Source organism: Mucilaginibacter sp. 320_HR, assembly GCF_059691875.1.
The window spans coordinates 98433-116947 of sequence record NZ_JCAWAI010000003.1; the positions used below are offsets into that span (position 1 = coordinate 98433).

Here is an 18515-nt window from a genome sequence, read left to right on the forward strand (position 1 = left end):
TGTTAAAAAACTCTTATTTTTATAACGACAAATAACTAATCAATATGAAAAAGAAGATCTTTACTACAGTATTATTATCATGCTTAGGCGTTATAGTGGCTGTTGCTGCCGTATTTGCAAGCCTTGACGGAAAATGGGCTGGCGTTATTGCAACACCAGACGGCAACACTATAAATGTGAGTTACGACTTTAAAGTTGATGGCGAGAAACTTACCGGAACCGCGGTATCGCCGATGGGTGATGTAAAACTAGAGAACGGAAAAATAAAAGGTGATGCCTTTAGCTTTTCGGTAAATGTTAATGGAACCGATTACCCCCACACTGGAAAGGCTTACGCAGATTCATGTGCAATGGACATTGATTTTGGTGGAAGCTCATCACACTTTGTTGTGAAACGCGTAAAGTAAATTCCTTTAAAAGCAACAAAAGCCCTGCCTTATAAGGCGGGGCTTTTTCGTTTGATGACTGAAACTTAATTTAATAGAAGCATGTTAATAGTGCAAGTATTACCTTTGCCCCCGCATGCTGCAACGTATAACTGCATACTTACTAATATTTTCGCTTGTTACGGTGAACTTTACCCGCTTGTTTATATATGCGGGATTTGAACTCAACCGAACCTACATTGCCGAAAAACTCTGCGAGAACCGGGATAAACCCTGGATGAATTGCAATGGTAAGTGTTACTTCATGAAAAAGATTAAGCAGGCAGAGCAGAACAAGAACGCGGAGGAGAAGCAGGCTCAAAAGAACCTTTTCCAGGAAGCAGCTTTCCACAAGACTGCCGATGTTAGTTTCCATCCTATACTTTTAGCAGTTATCCTGCATCCATTCGCAAACTCCACTGTCCTGGAGCGTACGAACACCATCTTTCAGCCACCACGGCAATCATAAAACAACTACAAGATAATAATTACTGCTTTGCTTTATAAGCGCAAGCATAGCACGCGTATCAACTTGCGTGGTTTTAGTTTTTACCTGCCCGGTATGCTGCCGGTGCACATATATGTTTTATGAAACGCTTTTACCTGCTCTATATACTTTTTTACCTTCTTTTCTCTGCCGCCGCTATGGCGCAAAATAACGTACACGGAACCGTTACTGACGCACGTACTCATGAGCCACTTCCCGCTGTAATGATCAGCAACGGGGATGGCTCTCAAAACCTGGCGCAAACCGATAAATATGGTCGCTTCTCTGTAAATGGAAGCGGCGCTACCATCCTCCGTTTTACCATTGTTGGGTATACATCCAAATTCTACACTATTGCAAATAGCAACGATATCAATATAGCCCTCGAGCCCTCTACCGTGAACCTGCAACAGGTGGTAGTTTCTGCCAGTCGCGAACGCCAGGCAAGGCAGGACGCACCTATTGCCATCAGCAAGATAAATTCCACCCAGATACATGATACCAAAGCTACCATGCTTTATCAGTTGCTGAATAAAACACCCGGGGTTTACATGGTAGATTTGGGGAACGAGCAGCATACCATGGCCATAAGGCAGCCAATTACCTACAATGCCTTATATCTGTATATGGAAGATGGCCTGCCTATCCGCCCAACAGGGATATTTAACCACAACTCACTTTATGAGATAAACATGAGCGGCATTCGCGACATTGAAGTAATCAAAGGCCCCGCATCCTCTCTCTATGGAAGCAATGCCATAGGTGGTGCCGTAAATTTTATTACGCAAGGCGCGCCTTCCGGCTATGCGGCCAATGTTTCCGTTCAGGGTGATAATTACCATTACCGTCGGATAGATGCTGATGGTGGTTTTAGCTCCGGTATGTTTGGTTTGTATGCCGGCGGGTACATTGCACACCAAACCGAAGGCTGGCAGGATTACACCGATTTTGATAAGTACTCGGCGAACCTTAAAACCACATATGATTTCACCAACGCCACTAGACTGACGGTAGCAGCCACATACAATTACCTTAACACCCAAACGCCCGGCAGTTTGGATAGCGCACACTTTTACAGTCGTAGCTATGGCTCTAACCAGCGTTTCACTTACCGCAAGGTAGAAGCATTTCGGGCAAACGCACGCCTTGATCATAGCTGGAATGACAAAAGCAATACTTTTTTAACGATCTTCTACAGGAACAACTCAACCGCTCAGCTGCCAAGCTACTTTATTTCTGATGTGCGGGATGCCGGCGGAAACTACATCAGTTCAAACGGACAGGTAAATGATCAAAGCTTTCATAGCTTGGGTTTGCTGGCTCAGCATCGCACCGACTTTAACTTTCTTCGCTCCAGGCTGATTGTAGGCGCTTACTTAGATAACAGCCCGAGCAGCTACTATGCACAGTTTTTGAATATCCAGAAAGATGTCGCAAACAACTATTACACCGGCTTTAACAATACTGGCCGCTTTATAGATGATTATCGCATTAAGCTATTCAACACGGCGGCTTACACCCAGTACGAAATTCGCCCGGCCGATGCACTCAGGCTGGTTATGGGGTTGCGTTATGATCGCATCCACTATAATTTTACCAATAATCTTTCAGCAGCGGACACTAAATACAAGCAGCATGAGGTAAATGACTTTAACATAGTAGCGCCAAAACTTGGCCTTACTTACAACTTCGGCAACAATAAAGGTATATATGCAAATTACAGCGTTGGCTTTCAGCCGCCGGAAACCGGCGACTTATATAGCTCACGCCAGCAGGTGCAATTAAAACAAGCAACCTTTAATAACTACGAGGCTGGCGGCTGGCTGGCATTGCTAAATAAAAAGATGTACGTAGAGGTAAGCTTGTATGATCTGGAAGGCCGGAACGAGATCATCAACCAGCTATTACCGGATAATACCACCCAAAATCAAAACGCCGGCGCAACCCGCCATCGTGGCATTGAGTACTCGGTTAACTACGCTCCGATAAATGAACTAAGCTTCCGTTTTAGCGGCACTAACGCACGGCATACTTATGTAGACTACAGCGAAGTAACTACTAACTACGCCGCAGGCGCCAATACGGTTATTGTTTACAACGGCAATCGCATGAATAATGCTCCGTCCTGGATTGCTAATACCGAGCTTACCTATAAACCAGCGTACCTAAACGGATTTAGAGTAGCGGCGGAGTGGCAGTACATCAATCACTACTTTACTAATCCGGCAAATACAAAAACATACAGCGGGTACAATATTTATAATCTTCGTTTCGGATATGACGCTAAAGGCGGACCTTTAAAGGGTGCCGGGATCTGGTTTAATGTACTAAATTTAACCAACCAGCTTTATGCTACTACGGTTACAAGCAACCAATATGGCGACACATACAACGCTGCGCCTCCAAGGCTTTATACCGTCGGAATCAGTTACTCCATAGCTAAACATTAACATGACATCAGCAAAACAAAGGTTTTACAAGTGGCACCGGATAATTGGCCTAACTGCGCTGATCCCAATTATATGCTGGACGTTAAGCGGCCTTTCACATCCTTTCATGTCTAACTGGTTCAGGCCTTCTATAGCTCAGGAGGTATACAAAGCACCGGCTATTGGTGAAATGTCGTTAGGCCTTTCGCTTCAGCAGGTGTTGCACAAAAATGGCATCAACCAGTTCCGGAACTTTAGTGTTGTAAAGTTCAACAACCATCCCTACTATCAGGTACTTGAGAAGGATAGCGCCCTGAACTATTACGAAGCTAACACAGGCGACTTGCTTACCAGCGGCGATAAACTCTATGCAACCTATTTGGCAAGGTACTTTACACAAGACTCTTCGTCGGCCATTAAAAGCATCACCTTACAAAAGCAATTTGACAGCGGCTATCAGCCGATAAACCATTTGCTACCTGTATGGAAGGTAAGCTTTGGCGATGCGCGCGGCATGGACGTATACGTTGAAACCAGCCAAAGCCGCATGGGAACATTCAACAACAATACGCGTAAAGTAATGCTGAAAGTTTTTGAGCAGCTGCATACATGGCAGTTCCTGGCAAGTATTGCGGGCGAACAGTTCCGCATAGTTGTGTTACTGATTGTGGTCAGCATCTTGTTTATGGCTTTATTAAGCGGACTTGTGGTTTACGGTTTTTTCTGGAAACAGTTTAAAGCCGTCACAGAAAAAAGAAAAGAACAAGGTCGTGAGGACAAGCGATTTGTTCATCGTTTTCACCGGCAGCTGGGACTTATAGTTTCATTTGTAATGTTCACGTTCTTAATTAGTGGGGCATTTCACTTATATGTTAAACTACAGAACAACAACCCGGCACATAAATCCTACACACAACTGATAAATAGCGAAGATCTTAAACTGTCTTCTCTGCAGATACCCATAACGGACAGTACTGTAAAAAAAATTGGCATTGTAGTGTTAAACAACAAACTATATTATCAGGTAACAAACAACCAAAAAAATGTGCTATACTTTGATAGCGCTACAGGAGACGAGTTGAAAAATGGTGATGCATTGTACGCTCGTTCACTTGCCGATTTTCACCATTCCGACAAGCGTGACGTTCAAAATGCTACAGTTACCCAAATACGCCAATTTGATAATGAATATGGTTTTATAAACAAAAGGTTGCCCGTTCAAAAAGTAGCTTATGCAAATGGCGAAAACTGGTATATAGAAACGACAACTGCTCAACTCGCCACTAAAGTTGGCGGCTTAGACCGTACAGAAGGCTTTTCTTTCATAATTTTACATAAATACTTCGGTATGACCTGGGCTGGTAAAAACGCCCGCGACATTGTAAGCATGCTAGCTGCTTTAGGTGTACTGGTAGTTTCGCTATTCGGTTTTGCCGCATTCATCAAAAACAAATAATATCATGAAGATCCGTTTTACATCAATTGCATTTAGCCTTATCATCATGCTTGGTGCATGCAATAACACTACTAATAAAGATGCTAAAGCTACAGAAGCAGCTAAGCCAAAAGGCAAATACTATTGCACAATGCACCCGGATATCACGTCAGACAAGCCCGGCACCTGCTCCAAATGCGGCATGGACCTGGTAGAGAGGGATACCACTGCCAAATAACTGTGTTTAATTATGACGTTTAATAAACTGTAGGCGAATTACCTCCTGCTATCTTTACGTTAAAAATTAATAATTTATGAAAGTTGAGATTTGGAGCGATGTGATGTGTCCGTTCTGCTACATAGGCAAGCGAAGGTTTGAGCAAGCTCTAGAGCTTTTTGCTGGTAAGGACCAGGTGGAGGTAGAATGGAAAAGCTTTCAGCTAAATCCGGATATGAAAACAGATCCATCAGTTAACATTAGTCAGTACCTGGCGGATGCTAAAGGCTGGACGCTGGACTACGCCAGGAATATGAACGACCATGTTACCGAAATGGCAGCAGAGGTTGGCTTGACCTACGACTTTGATCGTGCGGTAGTAGCTAATAGCTTCAACGCACATCGTTTTAGTCACTTTGCAAAATCGAAAGGACTGGGTGATGCTGCAGAAGAAGCATTGTTTAAAGCTTACTTTACGCTGGGCAAGAACATCGATGACAAGGATGCTCTTGCAGATATAGGTGAGCATGTAGGACTGAACCGCAACGAAGTACTGGCTGTACTAGCAACTGATGCCTACACTGACGAGGTTAAAAGGGACATAGCAGAAGCAGGATACCTGGGAATACAAAGCGTTCCATTTTTTGTAATGAATGGCAAGTATGCAGTGTCTGGCGCGCAAGCCGTTCCGGTATTTACACAGACATTGGAGACAGCTTTCGGCGAGTGGTCGGCTGCGGAGGGTAATTCTTTGCTAAAGACAGCTAATGGACAAGCCTGCGGGCCAGATGGCGATTGCTAAAGAGCAGCTTCAACAGTTGAGAACATTGATATAATAACATTATTACATTTACAGAGTAATATTATTTATCTTTATACCTCTAAAATTTAGACTGTTAAGCTCAAATATGAAGAAACTTTACTACTTCACAGTTATCATATTATTCCTAACATCAGCTATCAGCAGCTGTAAATTAGATGCACCTGTTTATCCGGATGGCTCCGATGTTGGAACAACGCCCCCTGGAGGCGGAAGCACCCCTGGGGGAACGACGCCCCCTGGAAGCGGAAGCACCCCCGGCGGAACAACGCCCCCTGGAGGCGGGAGCACCCCCGGCGGGATCACTCCCACCAAAAGTGCTGGTACCTTAAGTTACAATTATGATGGTGTAAAAAAAACTTGTACATTCTCAGGTTTTCAGGTGATTACCCCAGATATGGGCGTTACTGACGGTAATATACAAGTTCTCGGTAGCTTTGGCGGCACAACAGGTATTAGTTTTAGTTGCAGCGGCTACCAAGCTGGTACCTACAAAATAGACATTGGTGTTGAGGGTTTTTCTCTAGGCGAGGGAATGGCAACGTTTACCACTGTTAGTGTAGACAAAACCGGAGTGAAAGGCTCCCTTAAAGGTACTTTCAGCTTTGATGCCACTGACTTCACAACAGGCGATGTGCATCACATTACCAATGGAGTATTTGATCTTAAGCAATAAAGGATTCAACTGTAAACCTTAACTATGCTTTACAGTTATTAAGTGTAATTTCGTTTACTAGGACGCAAGTGCTACATTTGCATCTTGGTGTACATTTTACACTATCAAATAATAATGCCGGAGACACCCGCTTCAACATACAATTATTCAAAAACAACCTTGCGGGCTGCAGTGGCTGCTATGTTTTTTATGGCGGGCCTTTGTTTTGCAAGCTGGGCTTCGCGCATAGCAACTATACAGCAGACACTTGACCTTTCTGATGCAGCACTCGGCGGAGTATTATTTGCAATCCCGGTTGGCCTGATGTGCTCGCTCCCATTTTCAGGGTGGATCATCACCAAAATAGGCAGTCGTAATTTATTGCTCTCTTCTATTGTATTATACGCTGTAATGCTGGTTACACTTGGGTTAGCACAAAACACTTTTCAACTAATTTGCTGCTTGTTGTTATTTGGCTTCAGCAGCAATGCGGTAAACATATCTGTGAATACGCAGGCCGTGGCTGCTGAGGAATTGTACCAGCGCCCAATTTTGGCATCTTTCCATGGGCTATGGAGCCTGGCTGGTTTTACAGGTGCCGCTATCGGCACGGTGATGATTGGTAAACAAGTTATCCCTTTGCATCACTTTGCCATCATATTAGCCATTATTGTAGTGGCCGTTATTATAAGTTCCGGATATCTAAAAAACGATAAGACACCAAACGCAGGCCCGGCCTTCGTAATGCCCGATAACTCTCTGATAAAACTTGGCGCTATTGCATTCTGTTCAATGATATGCGAAGGGGCTATGTTCGACTGGAGTGTCATCTATTTTAAAAAAGTAGTTTTAGCAACCGGTGCATGGATGGGTGCAGGGTATACAGCATTTATGCTTACCATGGCTTGCGGCAGGTTTATAGCAGACTGGTTCGCACACAAGTTCGGCCTCAAACGCACCCTGCAACTCAGCGGTACTTTAACAGCTACAGGGCTGCTGGTTGCCGTTATCTTTCCGCAACTGTATACTGCCCTGCTTGGCTTTTTACTGGTTGGTGCCGGTGTATCGTCGGTTGTACCGATGGTTTATAGCGCTGCGGGTAAATCTAAAACCATGCAGCCCGGCGTAGCCCTTGCAGCCGTTTCTACAATTGGGTTCCTTGGCTTCCTGGTAGGTCCGCCTCTAATTGGTTTTGTGGCCGGAATTGCAACACTGCGCGCTTCCTTCTCCATTATAGCCATGATGGGTGCTTGCGTGGTAATCATCTCCACGAAAGCACGTATCTAACCATTATTCAGGTCGGTATCATTAGGGTTAAGTACGTACTCAAAATTTTCGTAACCGTTATGAAAATGAAATTTGAGCCGCTGTTTTGGCACTTCTATATCTAGCGATATTGCCGCCAATGTTTGCGGCAGATTGTCCCTGACTAATTTCAGATCGGTAACACGTGGCATTTCTATATTGATGCCATCATCTACCGCTTCAATTTTCCAATCTTTTAAGTTTGCTGCAGTTAAGACGTCTATCCATTTCTGCTGATACGGGTTCATAAGCCAAAGTTTTTATACATCCTAGAAACATGCGCATCTAAATTAAGTTTTAACAACGGCTTCTCTCTTATACTTTAGCGTTGTTTAGCAGCAGAGCAGTTGCAGGTAAGTTCAAAATAATGAGGCTACTCCAATTACAGCTATATTGCGTGTTATAGTCTTCTCTTTGTAAAATAGCACCTGCAGCTAAAAACAATTTAGATGGTTGCTCATTCTATATCTTGTATAAATTATACCTTTGCCCCCTCTCATGAGCTCTATTAAAAGTACAATGAATGCACGCCCTTCCCGCTTTAGCAGGACAAAAGAAAGCATAACCGGCTTTTTCCTGATGCTGCACAGGGTCTGGGCATTTCTTATACGCTTTTTTAAAGAGGTATGGCTTCCGCCTTACGAGTTTAAAGAAGTGGTACGCCAATGCTATGAGGTAGGTGTACGCTCCTTTACCCTAATATCACTTACCGGCTTTATAGTTGGGGTTATCTTTACTAAACAAAGCCGCCCTTCACTTACAGATTTTGGTGCTACTTCCTGGCTACCTTCTTTAGTTTCCATAGCCATCATGAAAGCGCTTGCGCCGTTGGTTACCGCACTAATTGCCGCCGGCAAGGTAGGCTCAAGTATAGGTGCCGAGCTTGGCTCCATGAGGGTGACGGAACAGATAGATGCAATGGAAGTATCCGGTACTAAACCGTTTAAATTTCTGGTTTGTACACGCGTAATTGCTACAACCATTACTATACCCCTGCTTGCAACATATACCGCAATAATAGCCCTTTTGGGAGGCTATCTTAATGTCAGTCAAAACGAGGGAACAAGCTATGCGACCTTTATGGAGCAGGCTTTTGAACCGCTTACATTTGTAGACTTTTGGGCATCGCTGTCAAAAGCTATTGTATTTGGCTTTACTATAGGTATTGTAGGTTGCTACCAAGGTTACAATTCTACAAAAGGTACCGAGGGTGTAGGCAAGGCAGCAAACGGTGCCGTAGTTACCGCAATGTTCCTGGTGTTTATAGAAGAAGTATTAATTGTACAGATAGCCGGTTGGTTCCGTTAACTATGGAAAAGAAACAGGTAAATATCGATAAGAACAACGAAGTTGTTAAAATACGCGGACTGGAAAAGTCTTTTACGGACTATGACGTTCTTCGCGGCATCGATCTCGACCTTTACCAGGGAGAAAACCTGGTAGTTTTGGGTCGTTCCGGAACGGGTAAATCTGTATTAATAAAGCTCATTTCCGGTTTGCTTAGGCCAGATGCTGGAAGCATAGAAGTACTTGGCCAGGATGTGGTAAACATCAGCGACAGAGAGTTAGAGGCCCTACGCATAAGGATTGGCTTTTCTTTTCAGAACAGTGCCTTATACGATAGTATGACGGTGCGCAAAAATCTGGAATTCCCTTTGGTTCGTAATCGCAAAGGCATAACGCGCCAGGAGATAAACACCAGTGTAGAACGCGTACTGGATGCTGTAGGTTTATCGCAAACCATAAATCAAATGCCGTCGGAATTATCCGGTGGCCAGCGTAAACGTATAGGTATTGCGCGTACGCTCATTCTTAACCCGGAAATAATGATGTATGATGAGCCAACAGCCGGGTTGGATCCCATAACGTGCATTGAGATAAACGACTTGATAAACGAGGTTCAACAGAACTTTCATACGTCATCTATCATTATAACGCATGACCTTACCTGCGCAAAGCAAACCGGAGACCGGATAGCAATGCTGCTGGACGGGCAGTTTCAGCGGGTGGGCACTTTTGACGAAGTGTTTGCTACTGAAGATACGCGCGTTAAACCTTTTTACGACTACAATTTTATTGAATAATATTATCACCATTATTATATGGATGCATCAGAAAACAGGAGATCAATTATAGTAGGCGTATTCGTATTGCTCGGTGTGGCAGTATTTGTAATAGGCATACTTACCCTTGGCGGTCAAAATAAAAGCTTTGTGAAAAGCATACGCATCAGTGCGATTTTTGAGGACGTAGCGGGATTAAAAAAAGGCAACAACGTTTGGTTCTCAGGCGTTAAGGTCGGTACCATCAAAAGTATCCGCTTTACAGGTACTGCAAAGGTTGACGTTGACATGAGTGTTGATGCGGCTACGCAACAGTATATTCATCGTAACGCGGTTGCACGTATCAGCAGCGACGGTTTAATAGGTAATAAAATAATTGTAATTGATGGGGGCAGCCCTCAGGCCCCAATAGTGCAGGACGGCGATATCCTTCAGGCAGAAAAACTGTTGTCAACAGACGATATCATGAAAACGCTGCAGAAAAACAACGAAAACCTGCTTGCAATTACTACAGATTTTAAAACCCTTGGCCACCAGATTTTAGCGGGCAAAGGTACCGTTGGAGCGTTATTGGCTGATAGCAGCATGGGCATGCAATTACGTGCTGCAATGCGTAACCTGCAAACCACTACCTCTACTGCTTCAAAAATGGCCAATCAGCTTAATGCTTTTAGCCAAAAAATGAATACTAAAGGCGGTTTGGCTGATAAACTGTTAACCGACACAGTGGCTTACAACCGGATACAAGAATCTGTAGCGAAGCTTAAAGAAGCTGCAAATAACGCTACTATCTTAACCAACAATTTGAATAAAGCCAGCAATAAGCTCAATAGCAATGATAACATATTGGGCGTGTTGCTGAACGATCCTAACGGAGCAAAACAAGTACAAAGTACCATCAATTACCTGCAGCAAAGCTCTATTAAATTAAACGACGACCTGGAAGCCGTACAACACAACTTTTTACTGCGTGGCTTTTTCAAGAAAAAAGAAAAAGCTAAACAGGACAGCTTAAAGGGTAAAATGTAAATCTACCTGCGTCAATTACCCAGCGGTTGTGGTTTACGCTTGTCGGGAGAGAGCTCCTGAAACTTCTTGTAACTCGTGTTTAAGTAGTTTAGCAGATTAAACTTTTCACTGGTAAAAACTTTTACAGTTGGGGTATACAGGTTAATAAAGTTATCCAGTTCCTCCCCTTTTAGCGGCACATACCGGGCTACGATCTGAGGGGTAAACACCGCATTGATATGATCCATTACTTCAAAATCATGCAGCTTTTTTTCCAGTTTAGCTCTATCCCGCTCAGGTTTCTTCCAGTAAAATAACCGAAAAGTAAGCCCGCCATCTAATCTGCCTTTAGCATCGCGGTGGTAACGCACGGTTTCATTCTGCAACAGCGGATCGGATGACAATATCTTCTTAACCTCCGTTGTTACAACATTAACCTGGTTGAGCTGAATTTGCTGGGGATCTAAAAACACTTCTGTGTTGCTTAACTTGGTCACCAACAGAGTATCCGTCTGATAAGCAAAAGCTTTAAATAGAACCAGGTCGCCAACTTTGGCAGGCAAGTTAAAGTTGCCGTTCTTGTCTGACAGTGTGTTCTGTTTATTCCTGAGGTTCTCTATCCATACATTTGAAAGGCCAATCCTGGTATTATTTTCTAATACCCGCCCCTTAAACTGAGCTTTTGTTACCAAGCCAAACAAACACAAACAAGCTACAAATAAGCACTTCAGCATAGGTTAAAACTAGTGTTTTTCGTAATGCTCAATGAACTATGGCCTTTAATTTAACTAAATTTAACAACCAGAGCACATGAATTAGTACGATCTAAGTAGCACATATGCCTCGCGAAAGTTTTTTAACTGAACTATTATGCTTTATATGTACATTTATGGTCTATTGATATTAGTCCCCCGTTATTAATATCTGATCCCATTGAAACCGCAGTTAAAACCTACAAGTGCTTCGCCGCTGGCAGCAGTACCTACCAAGCAAGGTTTGTACAATAGCTATGCAGACATGTTACTTGGCTACATCTATGAAGTAGTAAAGAGCAAATCTACAGCTGAACAATACCTGGTGGAGATATTTAACGAACTGAACTTTACAGACATAGCGGCCATTACCAAACAAGGAATTAACACGTATTGTCAACTGCAGCAACTCGCCCGTAAGAAAATGGCTGCTTTTACTTCATCAAAGGCAGACGATACCTTAAAAAGTACCGTTGTTATGAGAAACCGCTTTACGGATTTAATGACAACCGAGCAGCAGAAGGTATTTTGCGGAGTGCATTACTATGGTAAAACTATTTCGAAATTATCCTTAGAATTAAAAAAACCGGAAGACGAAATAAAACGTATTCTGAAACAGTCGTTTATATTAATCAGGAATCAACGGAATGATACAGCAACAGTACATAGATAGTGGCATTTTAGAAGCCTATGTTACGGGCTCGGCCACTGAAGCCGAAGTACAGGAGCTGCTGTACATGAAAGCCAAGTATCCCGAGGTAAACTTTGCGCTTCAGCAATTGGAACTGGATATGGAGCACATTGCCCGGCAGATGGCCCTATCGCCACCTGAACGTACCTGGGACAAGATCTCCGACACTATAGATGAACTAATATTACGCCCGGAGCTTGATCCTGAACAGTTTAAGACCGACCGCGAAGACAACAACCACCGCAATTTTAACCACAACAGCGGACCACATTTTATAGAAGTTGAATCGGAGTCGAACCATATGAAGCTTCACAAGAACTGGAAATGGGTTTTTGCCGCTGTGTTTGTCTTGGGTAAGATATTCCTTGGGTGTGCTATTTACTTCTACCTGGAGAACAGGCAGGCTCAGCAGCAGATTAATGAGCTGAAGACCGAACTACACCAGTTCAAGAAATAAGCGCTTGTAATTGTAACACGAAAAGGTGTTACACCTGTTACACTTTTACCCGCCGAAAAACAGTTATCTAACCGGCAACAAATGTGTTAGCTAAAAGTCATGTTACAGTTTAGAAATTGTGATACAGTTTATAAAATTTAATATTTAGCTAACGAATTGATATTTAACCTCTAGCTCAATCTTGCTTAACGGGGCTCAAAATCGTGTTACAGCAGTTTTGCTGATGATATTTACACCATGCTCAGCGTTCCAAAACCTTCAAAAATCACACTTTTTGACAACCGCCTGTAGAGCTCAACATGCTAAAGCGATAAGCTCATTAATAATCGCTGCTTAAACTTCGTTTAACATTGTTTTAAGTCGCTTATGATATTATTAACATTAATGTAAACCTTTTTGGCAACGCAAAGTTATCAAAGCAAGAAAGGAGCATATCTCATGGCAGACTCATCATCAAAGAAAGACACAGGTAAAAGCAGCGGCACTATGCCGGCATCTAACAAAAGCCAAGAAATTAAAACCGAAGGTCCCATCAGCGAAAAAGATGAGGTAAAAAAGGCTGAACAGGAAATGAGCAGGAAGATTAAAAAGGACAAATAGCTTCCTTTTTAATCTTCAACTAGAACGTCAATGTTATTTAGTGTCGCAGCCATGTTTTCAATTAAGCTTTGCTCGGTAAAAGGTTTCATTACCACACCGTTCATACCAACAGATAAATAACTCTCCCGGTCCTCTTTCATTACATTTGCGGTAAGTGCAAGTATCGGTACGGTACTTTTTTCATCGTTACCGCTCGCCCTTATTAGCTGGCACAATTCTATACCTCCCATTTCGGGCATTTCGATATCAGATAGTACCACATCATATTTGCCGTCTTCAAAAAGCTGTAACGCTTCCCGCCCGTTGTAAGCAACGTCATAGGTAACGTTCCATTTTTTTAATATTGTGCCAACCAGTAAAACGTTCAGCTTATTATCATCTGCAACAAGCACATGTTTACCGGCTACCCACTCATGCTGTTCCGCCAGGTTAGTATGTTTGTGAACCAAAGCACAGGCTTCAGCCGAGCTTAATTCCATAGGTACCTTAAAGCTAAAAGTACTCCCTTTATTTACCTGGCTAGACACACTTATTGTACCGCCCTGCAGCTCGATTATCTTCTTGCAAATAGCTAATCCTAATCCTGTACCCGGCGTGTGAGCAATTCTTTGGGCTGACTTCACCTGCGAGAATTCATCAAATATAAAAGGCATATGTTCTTTGTCGATACCAACACCTGTATCCTTAACCATTACGTTCATCATGCATTTTCCCGGGTCTTCATTATCTGTGATAAATGCCCGGATTGTTACAGACCCCTGGGCAGTAAACTTAATTGAATTGCCTACCAGGTTCATAATTATTTGCTTAAACCTGTGCACATCACCGTTAACACATAACTCTTTATGAAACTCTATTTGCTTCCTAAGTACAACGCCCTTTCTATTGGCCTGTACACGCAAACTTGTAACTACATCTTCTATTGCTTCATAAGCATTAAACGGCTCAACTTCAAAGCTCATTTTACCGGTCTCATACTTGCTAAAGTCCAGTATTTCATTTACCACCTCCAGCAGCATTTTTGATGAAGTACGTATGGCACTTGTTTGCTCGCGCTGCGTATCAGTAAGTTTGCTTTGGCTCAATTGTTCAGCAAAACCAACTATCGAATTTAGTGGTGTACGTATCTCATGGCTCATGTTGGCCATAAAACGGCTTTTTGCCTGAGCATGTACTTCGGCTTTCTCGGTATACACTACCATTTCTTCTTCATTGCGGAATATTTTCCAGATGTTATAGAGTATCACCACCACTACTGTAGTAAGCAGCAGGAACATCATACCGGCCAATCGCCTGAATTCGTATAATACATTGGCAACATTGCTCTTCAGGGCCGATTTACTTCCGGCCAGATAGTTTTGTTCAACAACCTTATATTTTTTCAGGCTGTTCACAACCTGGCCTATTAATTCTTTATTTAACTCTAATATTTCCTTTTCATCGTTTCGCAGTTTGTTACTTACATTATACAACCTGGTATAGTTGTGCTTAACCTTTGGTGTAACCATTTTGGTAATAGCTGGTGTAAGTACCGTAATAGTGGTGTCGGTTGTACGTTTAACTACAACCGGTGCGGCAGCTAAAGGGGCAGGTTGTGTTTGCTGCTTGTCCTTACCGCCAAATAGCCTTGCAAGAAACTTCTTTTGCTTTGCCGGTAGTTGTACAGCTAAAGGTGGTTTAATAGTATCATAACGTACTACTGTTTTAACACGCCGCACCGTTTTAGGTGCAATTTGCACCTTAACCGGCTTTTCGGCAGCAACACTGGCATGTTCATTTTGCATTAAGCTATCTGTCAGCCCCATTAGTTTAATGTAGTTCTCCGTCTTTACCGACTTCTTGGTGATAAGCTCTGATAATTTTTTTACATCAGCAGTGGTTTGGCGGTTCTTACTGCGGCGGGCAATATCATCTAATATACTGCGAACTGACCTCAGTTGCCGGGCAAACTGTTGTGCATATTGCTGTTTGCCGGTAAGCGCATACATACGGCTGCTATTGTCTGCACTGTATAGTTCAATGATGGAACTGTCTATGAGCGCGGAATTTTCGCGGGATGAAATAAGCTTTTGAACCATTACCCGTGTTTGTTCTGCCTTGTTGTAATGGAGGTATAAATAAAAGGCACTACCAAATAATACTACAATAAGCATTACTATAAGGCCGTACCGCATCAGAGGGACTCTTTTTGCTCCGGATATCATATATTGCACTTAAAATAAGTAAGGTTGATCATTTAAAAAACGCTATCTACAGCGGATAGGTAAGTGCAATGCAGGTGCCAAGGGCTGATTTATTCGTTATTAGAATGGCTTTTTAACCCTCGGTACCTAATTGTCGGATAAGGCAATTTCTTGCTTGTGTAATTCGTACACAATTGTATGCAGTTGTAGGTGCCAGCACACAATTAGAGCGCAACACTTGTTTTAGATGATTTAAAATAAGGGTGCGTTAATATACAATTGTTCAATTTAATTTAAGGTTAATTGGCTGCAAGTAAGTATATTCACCAACGGGTTAAAAAACTACAACCCACATAAGCTTACCAATTAAACCTTCACAATTAAATTATGAAAATGCGCACTACAGAAAGGGCCTTCGCCCATGCATGAGCAAACTACAATCTCCTTAACCTCCCTAAGCCTGCGCGGCAATTATCTTAAAACAAGTGACGTTTTAAAAGTTAGCGAGGGCCTGATCTCCGGAAACGGAAAGTTTGCAGCTACAATAGGTGTCGACGGGCGTTTATGTATTTACCTCAAACGCAAAACCGGCAACGAGGCAGATCTTTACCATTGTGTAATGATGACGGGCTGGCCGGAAGGTGATTACTACGGTGTCCTGAACAGCAACGGATGTTTTTGCATTAACACCGGAACGTCTGTAGAACAAAGCAACCAAACAGTTTGGACAACCAATACGGTTCATGGGTTTGAATCTGAATATTTCATGATCATGAGGGACGACGGTAATCTTTGCATCTTCGGCGGCAAAGACCCTAATAATTATCGCGATATGCAGTGGTGTACCGGTACAGCAAACCCTGTGTTAGCGCAAACTCCACCGCCCAAACCACAGCCCGAACCGGTAATGCTAGCCAGCACAATGGATTATCCCAGCCGTACCAGCTGGAATTTCCCGGCTGTTAGTACGTTTGCACAGCAGTTTCGTGTACAGGCATCCGGTACGCCTAAAGCCTTATGCATTGGTATGGGGAACAATCAAAACCCATATAGTGCCCGCCTGAAATTTGTCCGCGAAAATGAGGTGTTGTTTGAACGCGAATATGGCAATTTAAAACAACGCTCATCAGACTGGACCACCGTGTACGATCTTGATGGCTTTACTACACCGCTGGGACAGGGTGAGATGATCACCTACGAGCTAACATTATTTAACAACGCAGGTTTTGAACCGGTATTTGCCGACTTGCCCGACTACCCCAAAGCAAACAGTCCGAACGGACACGTTGCTATGAAATTTATGCTGAACGGCTTAAGCATTGTTCATGAAGTAGAAATTGGCGTTAGCAGCCGTGAACCATCGGGTCAACATCTGCTCCGTACCGGCGCAGTAGGTCATTTTCAAACAGGACAGTTTCTGCATGGTGTAATAGAATCAACGTTTGAGGTATTGCAACAAAGCTGGGATTTTCACACTAATGTTATAACTGAATGGGTGCAAACGCCGGCCAGAGGGCGAACTGTCCGTGGTAATCCATTATGGGCAACCACAGTTCCTCCGAGCTGGTTTTATATGGCACCAGGAAGATTTAACCCTACTGTGACTGCATGGGGAATTGACGAGACAGGTTTAATCGAGAGGACAGCGCACCATGATGGCGATGAGGTAGTTGGTATTGTTAACCCTACTTTTGTTGCTGTCAGCCGACCTATTTTTGTAAAAGATCGTCAAAGAGTGTGGTACGGCGACCCTAGATCGGCCCCCGACACACCAAATGTGCCTACTGTATCTGGCATGCATATAACCTTCATGGCATCTGCTCCCGCCAATATGCCTTCAAGTGGTCGGCTGGGCGTAATGCAGTTTGTTAGAGGTTCTCGCCGTTTTACCAAAAATGATAATTCTGTTTTTACAATGTCGACCAATCAGGACTGGTATCTTGACAGGGAAGAAGACTGTGTTGATGTTTTGTATAGTAATCGATCAAGAGCAGACATTGACCCGGGAGAAATAGTTACTGTTGAAATGGGCGACTCTCCAAGTTTTGAACTCACGGCCGCCTTTAAAACGGTACTGGTATCCGAGACATTCCGCACGTATTTGGTTTACTGGCCCTATGCGCCAGGAAGTACTATAGCAGATCGGCGCTATTTTCCTATAGGGTACGTAGAGTGGGGCTGGACGGTATATATCAGTCGAAATATGAGTACTGGGCTATGGTCTGAAGCTCCTGGTATTGCCGAGCTAAGGCCGGCGGCATATACCTTTACGCACAGTAACGTAATGCCGGATTGGGACTACCAGTCGCAGGATTACATAGACCAGTACAATGGGGCATTTCCAGATCATGCAGTAACGCTTCCATTTAGCACCGGGCCGAGCCGTGAATCAATCAAAGAAGTACAGGTTGAGATTCATCTCAATCAGCCAGCTACAAGCCAGTTAAGAGCGCAAGTGGCTGAGCTTTTAAATGTAAAGGTGTCAAACCATCCGCGGCAAAATAACGTCTTATTGACTTGGATAACATTAACGGCGGCGCAAAAGGCGTTGCAGGTGTCCGCTGTCACAAGTGTTGATGAAGTTTCTATAGCTCAGAGGTACTCACTTGGTCAGGAAACCAGAAAGCGTAATGTGGCGGTTGAGGTAGCTCCATTTTCGATGTTTTACGACAGCCCTGAAAATTACAAATACGCCGAGGCTGTTTCTCCGCGATCATTAGCGATGGTTGCCGACCAATTAGTGGCATTGCACAGACGCCGGCATCCTCAATTGCCAGTCAATGCACAAATTATTACACCTACAACTTTATATTTAACTTTTAACACGGATATTAACGAGGACATTTTGAGAGAGATTGCATCGTACCCACAGGTAAGTTTGGCTTATGTATCGGAATTTAGATCTGACGATCCACCGCCTCCTATTCATGATGGGCCGCTTTTTTAAACCGGCATACATTAGATATACAAAAGAAGCCCGGGCAAATG

Annotated in this window: 18 protein-coding genes; 15 read left to right on the top strand and 3 right to left on the bottom strand. The window is 43.3% G+C overall.

Features of this window, described 5'->3' with window-relative positions:
- Positions 1-44 precede the first annotated feature (44 nt).
- The 8 genes from AC59GT_RS11030 to AC59GT_RS11065 all read left to right on the top strand — a co-directional run bounded on the left by AC59GT_RS11030 (position 45) and on the right by AC59GT_RS11065 (position 7755).
- The gene (locus AC59GT_RS11030; protein ID WP_497237678.1) at positions 45-407 is read left to right on the top strand and encodes a hypothetical protein; all 363 of its coding nucleotides are present in this window, start codon (positions 45-47) and stop codon (positions 405-407) included.
- Positions 408-522: 115 nt separating this feature from the next.
- Complete coding sequence (locus tag AC59GT_RS11035) at positions 523-894, top strand: hypothetical protein (RefSeq protein ID WP_497237679.1); 372 nt, start codon at positions 523-525, stop codon at positions 892-894.
- Between the two features lie 119 nt (positions 895-1013).
- Positions 1014-3362, top strand: a complete 2349-nt coding sequence (locus AC59GT_RS11040; RefSeq protein WP_497237680.1) for a TonB-dependent receptor — start codon at positions 1014-1016, stop codon at positions 3360-3362.
- Between the two features lies 1 nt (position 3363).
- A complete protein-coding gene (locus AC59GT_RS11045) occupies positions 3364-4797 on the top strand; it encodes a PepSY-associated TM helix domain-containing protein (RefSeq protein WP_497237681.1) in 1434 nt (477 codons plus the stop codon).
- Between the two features lie 4 nt (positions 4798-4801).
- The gene (locus AC59GT_RS11050; RefSeq protein WP_497237682.1) at positions 4802-5014 is read left to right on the top strand and encodes a heavy metal-binding domain-containing protein; all 213 of its coding nucleotides are present in this window, start codon (positions 4802-4804) and stop codon (positions 5012-5014) included.
- A gap of 76 nt (positions 5015-5090) precedes the next feature.
- Positions 5091-5795 carry a DsbA family oxidoreductase gene (locus AC59GT_RS11055; protein ID WP_497237683.1) on the top strand — a complete coding sequence of 235 codons (705 nt, stop codon included), beginning with the start codon at positions 5091-5093 and terminating at the stop codon, positions 5793-5795.
- A gap of 106 nt (positions 5796-5901) precedes the next feature.
- Complete coding sequence (locus AC59GT_RS11060) at positions 5902-6489, top strand: hypothetical protein (RefSeq protein ID WP_497237684.1); 588 nt, start codon at positions 5902-5904, stop codon at positions 6487-6489.
- Between the two features lie 114 nt (positions 6490-6603).
- Positions 6604-7755, top strand: a complete 1152-nt coding sequence (locus AC59GT_RS11065) for an MFS transporter (RefSeq protein ID WP_497237685.1) — start codon at positions 6604-6606, stop codon at positions 7753-7755.
- Here the strand turns inward: AC59GT_RS11065 and AC59GT_RS11070 are convergent.
- Positions 7752-8021, bottom strand: coding sequence for a hypothetical protein (locus tag AC59GT_RS11070; RefSeq protein ID WP_497237686.1), 270 nt, complete (start codon positions 8019-8021; stop codon positions 7752-7754). The genes AC59GT_RS11065 and AC59GT_RS11070 overlap by 4 nt on opposite strands.
- Positions 8022-8352: 331 nt before the next feature.
- Between AC59GT_RS11070 and AC59GT_RS11075 the strand changes: the two genes are divergently transcribed.
- From AC59GT_RS11075 to AC59GT_RS11085, 3 genes are read left to right on the top strand one after another with little or no spacing between them, the layout of a single operon-like run.
- On the top strand, positions 8353-9081 hold the full coding sequence (locus AC59GT_RS11075) for an MlaE family ABC transporter permease (protein WP_235854032.1): 729 nt from the start codon (positions 8353-8355) through the stop codon (positions 9079-9081).
- A 2-nt stretch (positions 9082-9083) separates the two neighbouring features.
- Positions 9084-9857 carry an ABC transporter ATP-binding protein gene (locus tag AC59GT_RS11080; protein WP_497237687.1) on the top strand — a complete coding sequence of 258 codons (774 nt, stop codon included), beginning with the start codon at positions 9084-9086 and terminating at the stop codon, positions 9855-9857.
- A gap of 18 nt (positions 9858-9875) precedes the next feature.
- On the top strand, positions 9876-10865 hold the full coding sequence (locus AC59GT_RS11085) for an MlaD family protein (RefSeq protein WP_497237688.1): 990 nt from the start codon (positions 9876-9878) through the stop codon (positions 10863-10865).
- An 11-nt stretch (positions 10866-10876) separates the two neighbouring features.
- On the opposite strand, the gene AC59GT_RS11090 is transcribed toward AC59GT_RS11085, so the two are convergent.
- On the bottom strand, positions 10877-11578 hold the full coding sequence (locus AC59GT_RS11090) for a hypothetical protein (protein ID WP_497237689.1): 702 nt from the start codon (positions 11576-11578) through the stop codon (positions 10877-10879).
- A gap of 199 nt (positions 11579-11777) precedes the next feature.
- Here AC59GT_RS11090 and AC59GT_RS11095 point away from each other — a divergent pair, with 199 nt between their 5' ends.
- From AC59GT_RS11095 to AC59GT_RS11105, 3 genes are all read left to right on the top strand, one after another.
- On the top strand, positions 11778-12269 hold the full coding sequence (locus AC59GT_RS11095) for a hypothetical protein (RefSeq protein WP_497237690.1): 492 nt from the start codon (positions 11778-11780) through the stop codon (positions 12267-12269).
- Positions 12244-12744, top strand: a complete 501-nt coding sequence (locus tag AC59GT_RS11100; protein WP_497237691.1) for a hypothetical protein — start codon at positions 12244-12246, stop codon at positions 12742-12744. Before AC59GT_RS11095 ends, AC59GT_RS11100 begins: the two co-directional genes overlap by 26 nt.
- 438 nt (positions 12745-13182) lie before the next feature.
- A complete protein-coding gene (locus tag AC59GT_RS11105) occupies positions 13183-13344 on the top strand; it encodes a hypothetical protein (protein WP_497237692.1) in 162 nt (53 codons plus the stop codon).
- Between the two features lie 8 nt (positions 13345-13352).
- On the opposite strand, the gene AC59GT_RS11110 is transcribed toward AC59GT_RS11105, so the two are convergent.
- Positions 13353-15497, bottom strand: a complete 2145-nt coding sequence (locus AC59GT_RS11110; RefSeq protein WP_497237693.1) for an ATP-binding protein — start codon at positions 15495-15497, stop codon at positions 13353-13355.
- A gap of 451 nt (positions 15498-15948) precedes the next feature.
- Between AC59GT_RS11110 and AC59GT_RS11115 the strand changes: the two genes are divergently transcribed.
- Positions 15949-18474 carry a hypothetical protein gene (locus tag AC59GT_RS11115; protein WP_497237694.1) on the top strand — a complete coding sequence of 842 codons (2526 nt, stop codon included), beginning with the start codon at positions 15949-15951 and terminating at the stop codon, positions 18472-18474.
- The last annotated feature ends 41 nt before the right edge of the window (positions 18475-18515 follow it).

Coding starts and splice junctions, on each gene's coding strand:
- AC59GT_RS11030 (WP_497237678.1), top strand. CDS start 45: ATGAAAAAGAAGATCTTTACTACAGTATTATTATCATGCTTAGGCGTT.
- AC59GT_RS11035 (WP_497237679.1), top strand. CDS start 523: ATGCTGCAACGTATAACTGCATACTTACTAATATTTTCGCTTGTTACG.
- AC59GT_RS11040 (WP_497237680.1), top strand. CDS start 1,014: ATGAAACGCTTTTACCTGCTCTATATACTTTTTTACCTTCTTTTCTCT.
- AC59GT_RS11045 (WP_497237681.1), top strand. CDS start 3,364: ATGACATCAGCAAAACAAAGGTTTTACAAGTGGCACCGGATAATTGGC.
- AC59GT_RS11050 (WP_497237682.1), top strand. CDS start 4,802: ATGAAGATCCGTTTTACATCAATTGCATTTAGCCTTATCATCATGCTT.
- AC59GT_RS11055 (WP_497237683.1), top strand. CDS start 5,091: ATGAAAGTTGAGATTTGGAGCGATGTGATGTGTCCGTTCTGCTACATA.
- AC59GT_RS11060 (WP_497237684.1), top strand. CDS start 5,902: ATGAAGAAACTTTACTACTTCACAGTTATCATATTATTCCTAACATCA.
- AC59GT_RS11065 (WP_497237685.1), top strand. CDS start 6,604: ATGCCGGAGACACCCGCTTCAACATACAATTATTCAAAAACAACCTTG.
- AC59GT_RS11070 (WP_497237686.1), bottom strand. CDS start 8,021: ATGAACCCGTATCAGCAGAAATGGATAGACGTCTTAACTGCAGCAAAC.
- AC59GT_RS11075 (WP_235854032.1), top strand. CDS start 8,353: ATGCTGCACAGGGTCTGGGCATTTCTTATACGCTTTTTTAAAGAGGTA.
- AC59GT_RS11080 (WP_497237687.1), top strand. CDS start 9,084: ATGGAAAAGAAACAGGTAAATATCGATAAGAACAACGAAGTTGTTAAA.
- AC59GT_RS11085 (WP_497237688.1), top strand. CDS start 9,876: ATGGATGCATCAGAAAACAGGAGATCAATTATAGTAGGCGTATTCGTA.
- AC59GT_RS11090 (WP_497237689.1), bottom strand. CDS start 11,578: ATGCTGAAGTGCTTATTTGTAGCTTGTTTGTGTTTGTTTGGCTTGGTA.
- AC59GT_RS11100 (WP_497237691.1), top strand. CDS start 12,244: ATGATACAGCAACAGTACATAGATAGTGGCATTTTAGAAGCCTATGTT.
- AC59GT_RS11105 (WP_497237692.1), top strand. CDS start 13,183: ATGGCAGACTCATCATCAAAGAAAGACACAGGTAAAAGCAGCGGCACT.
- AC59GT_RS11110 (WP_497237693.1), bottom strand. CDS start 15,497: ATGCTTATTGTAGTATTATTTGGTAGTGCCTTTTATTTATACCTCCAT.
- AC59GT_RS11115 (WP_497237694.1), top strand. CDS start 15,949: ATGCATGAGCAAACTACAATCTCCTTAACCTCCCTAAGCCTGCGCGGC.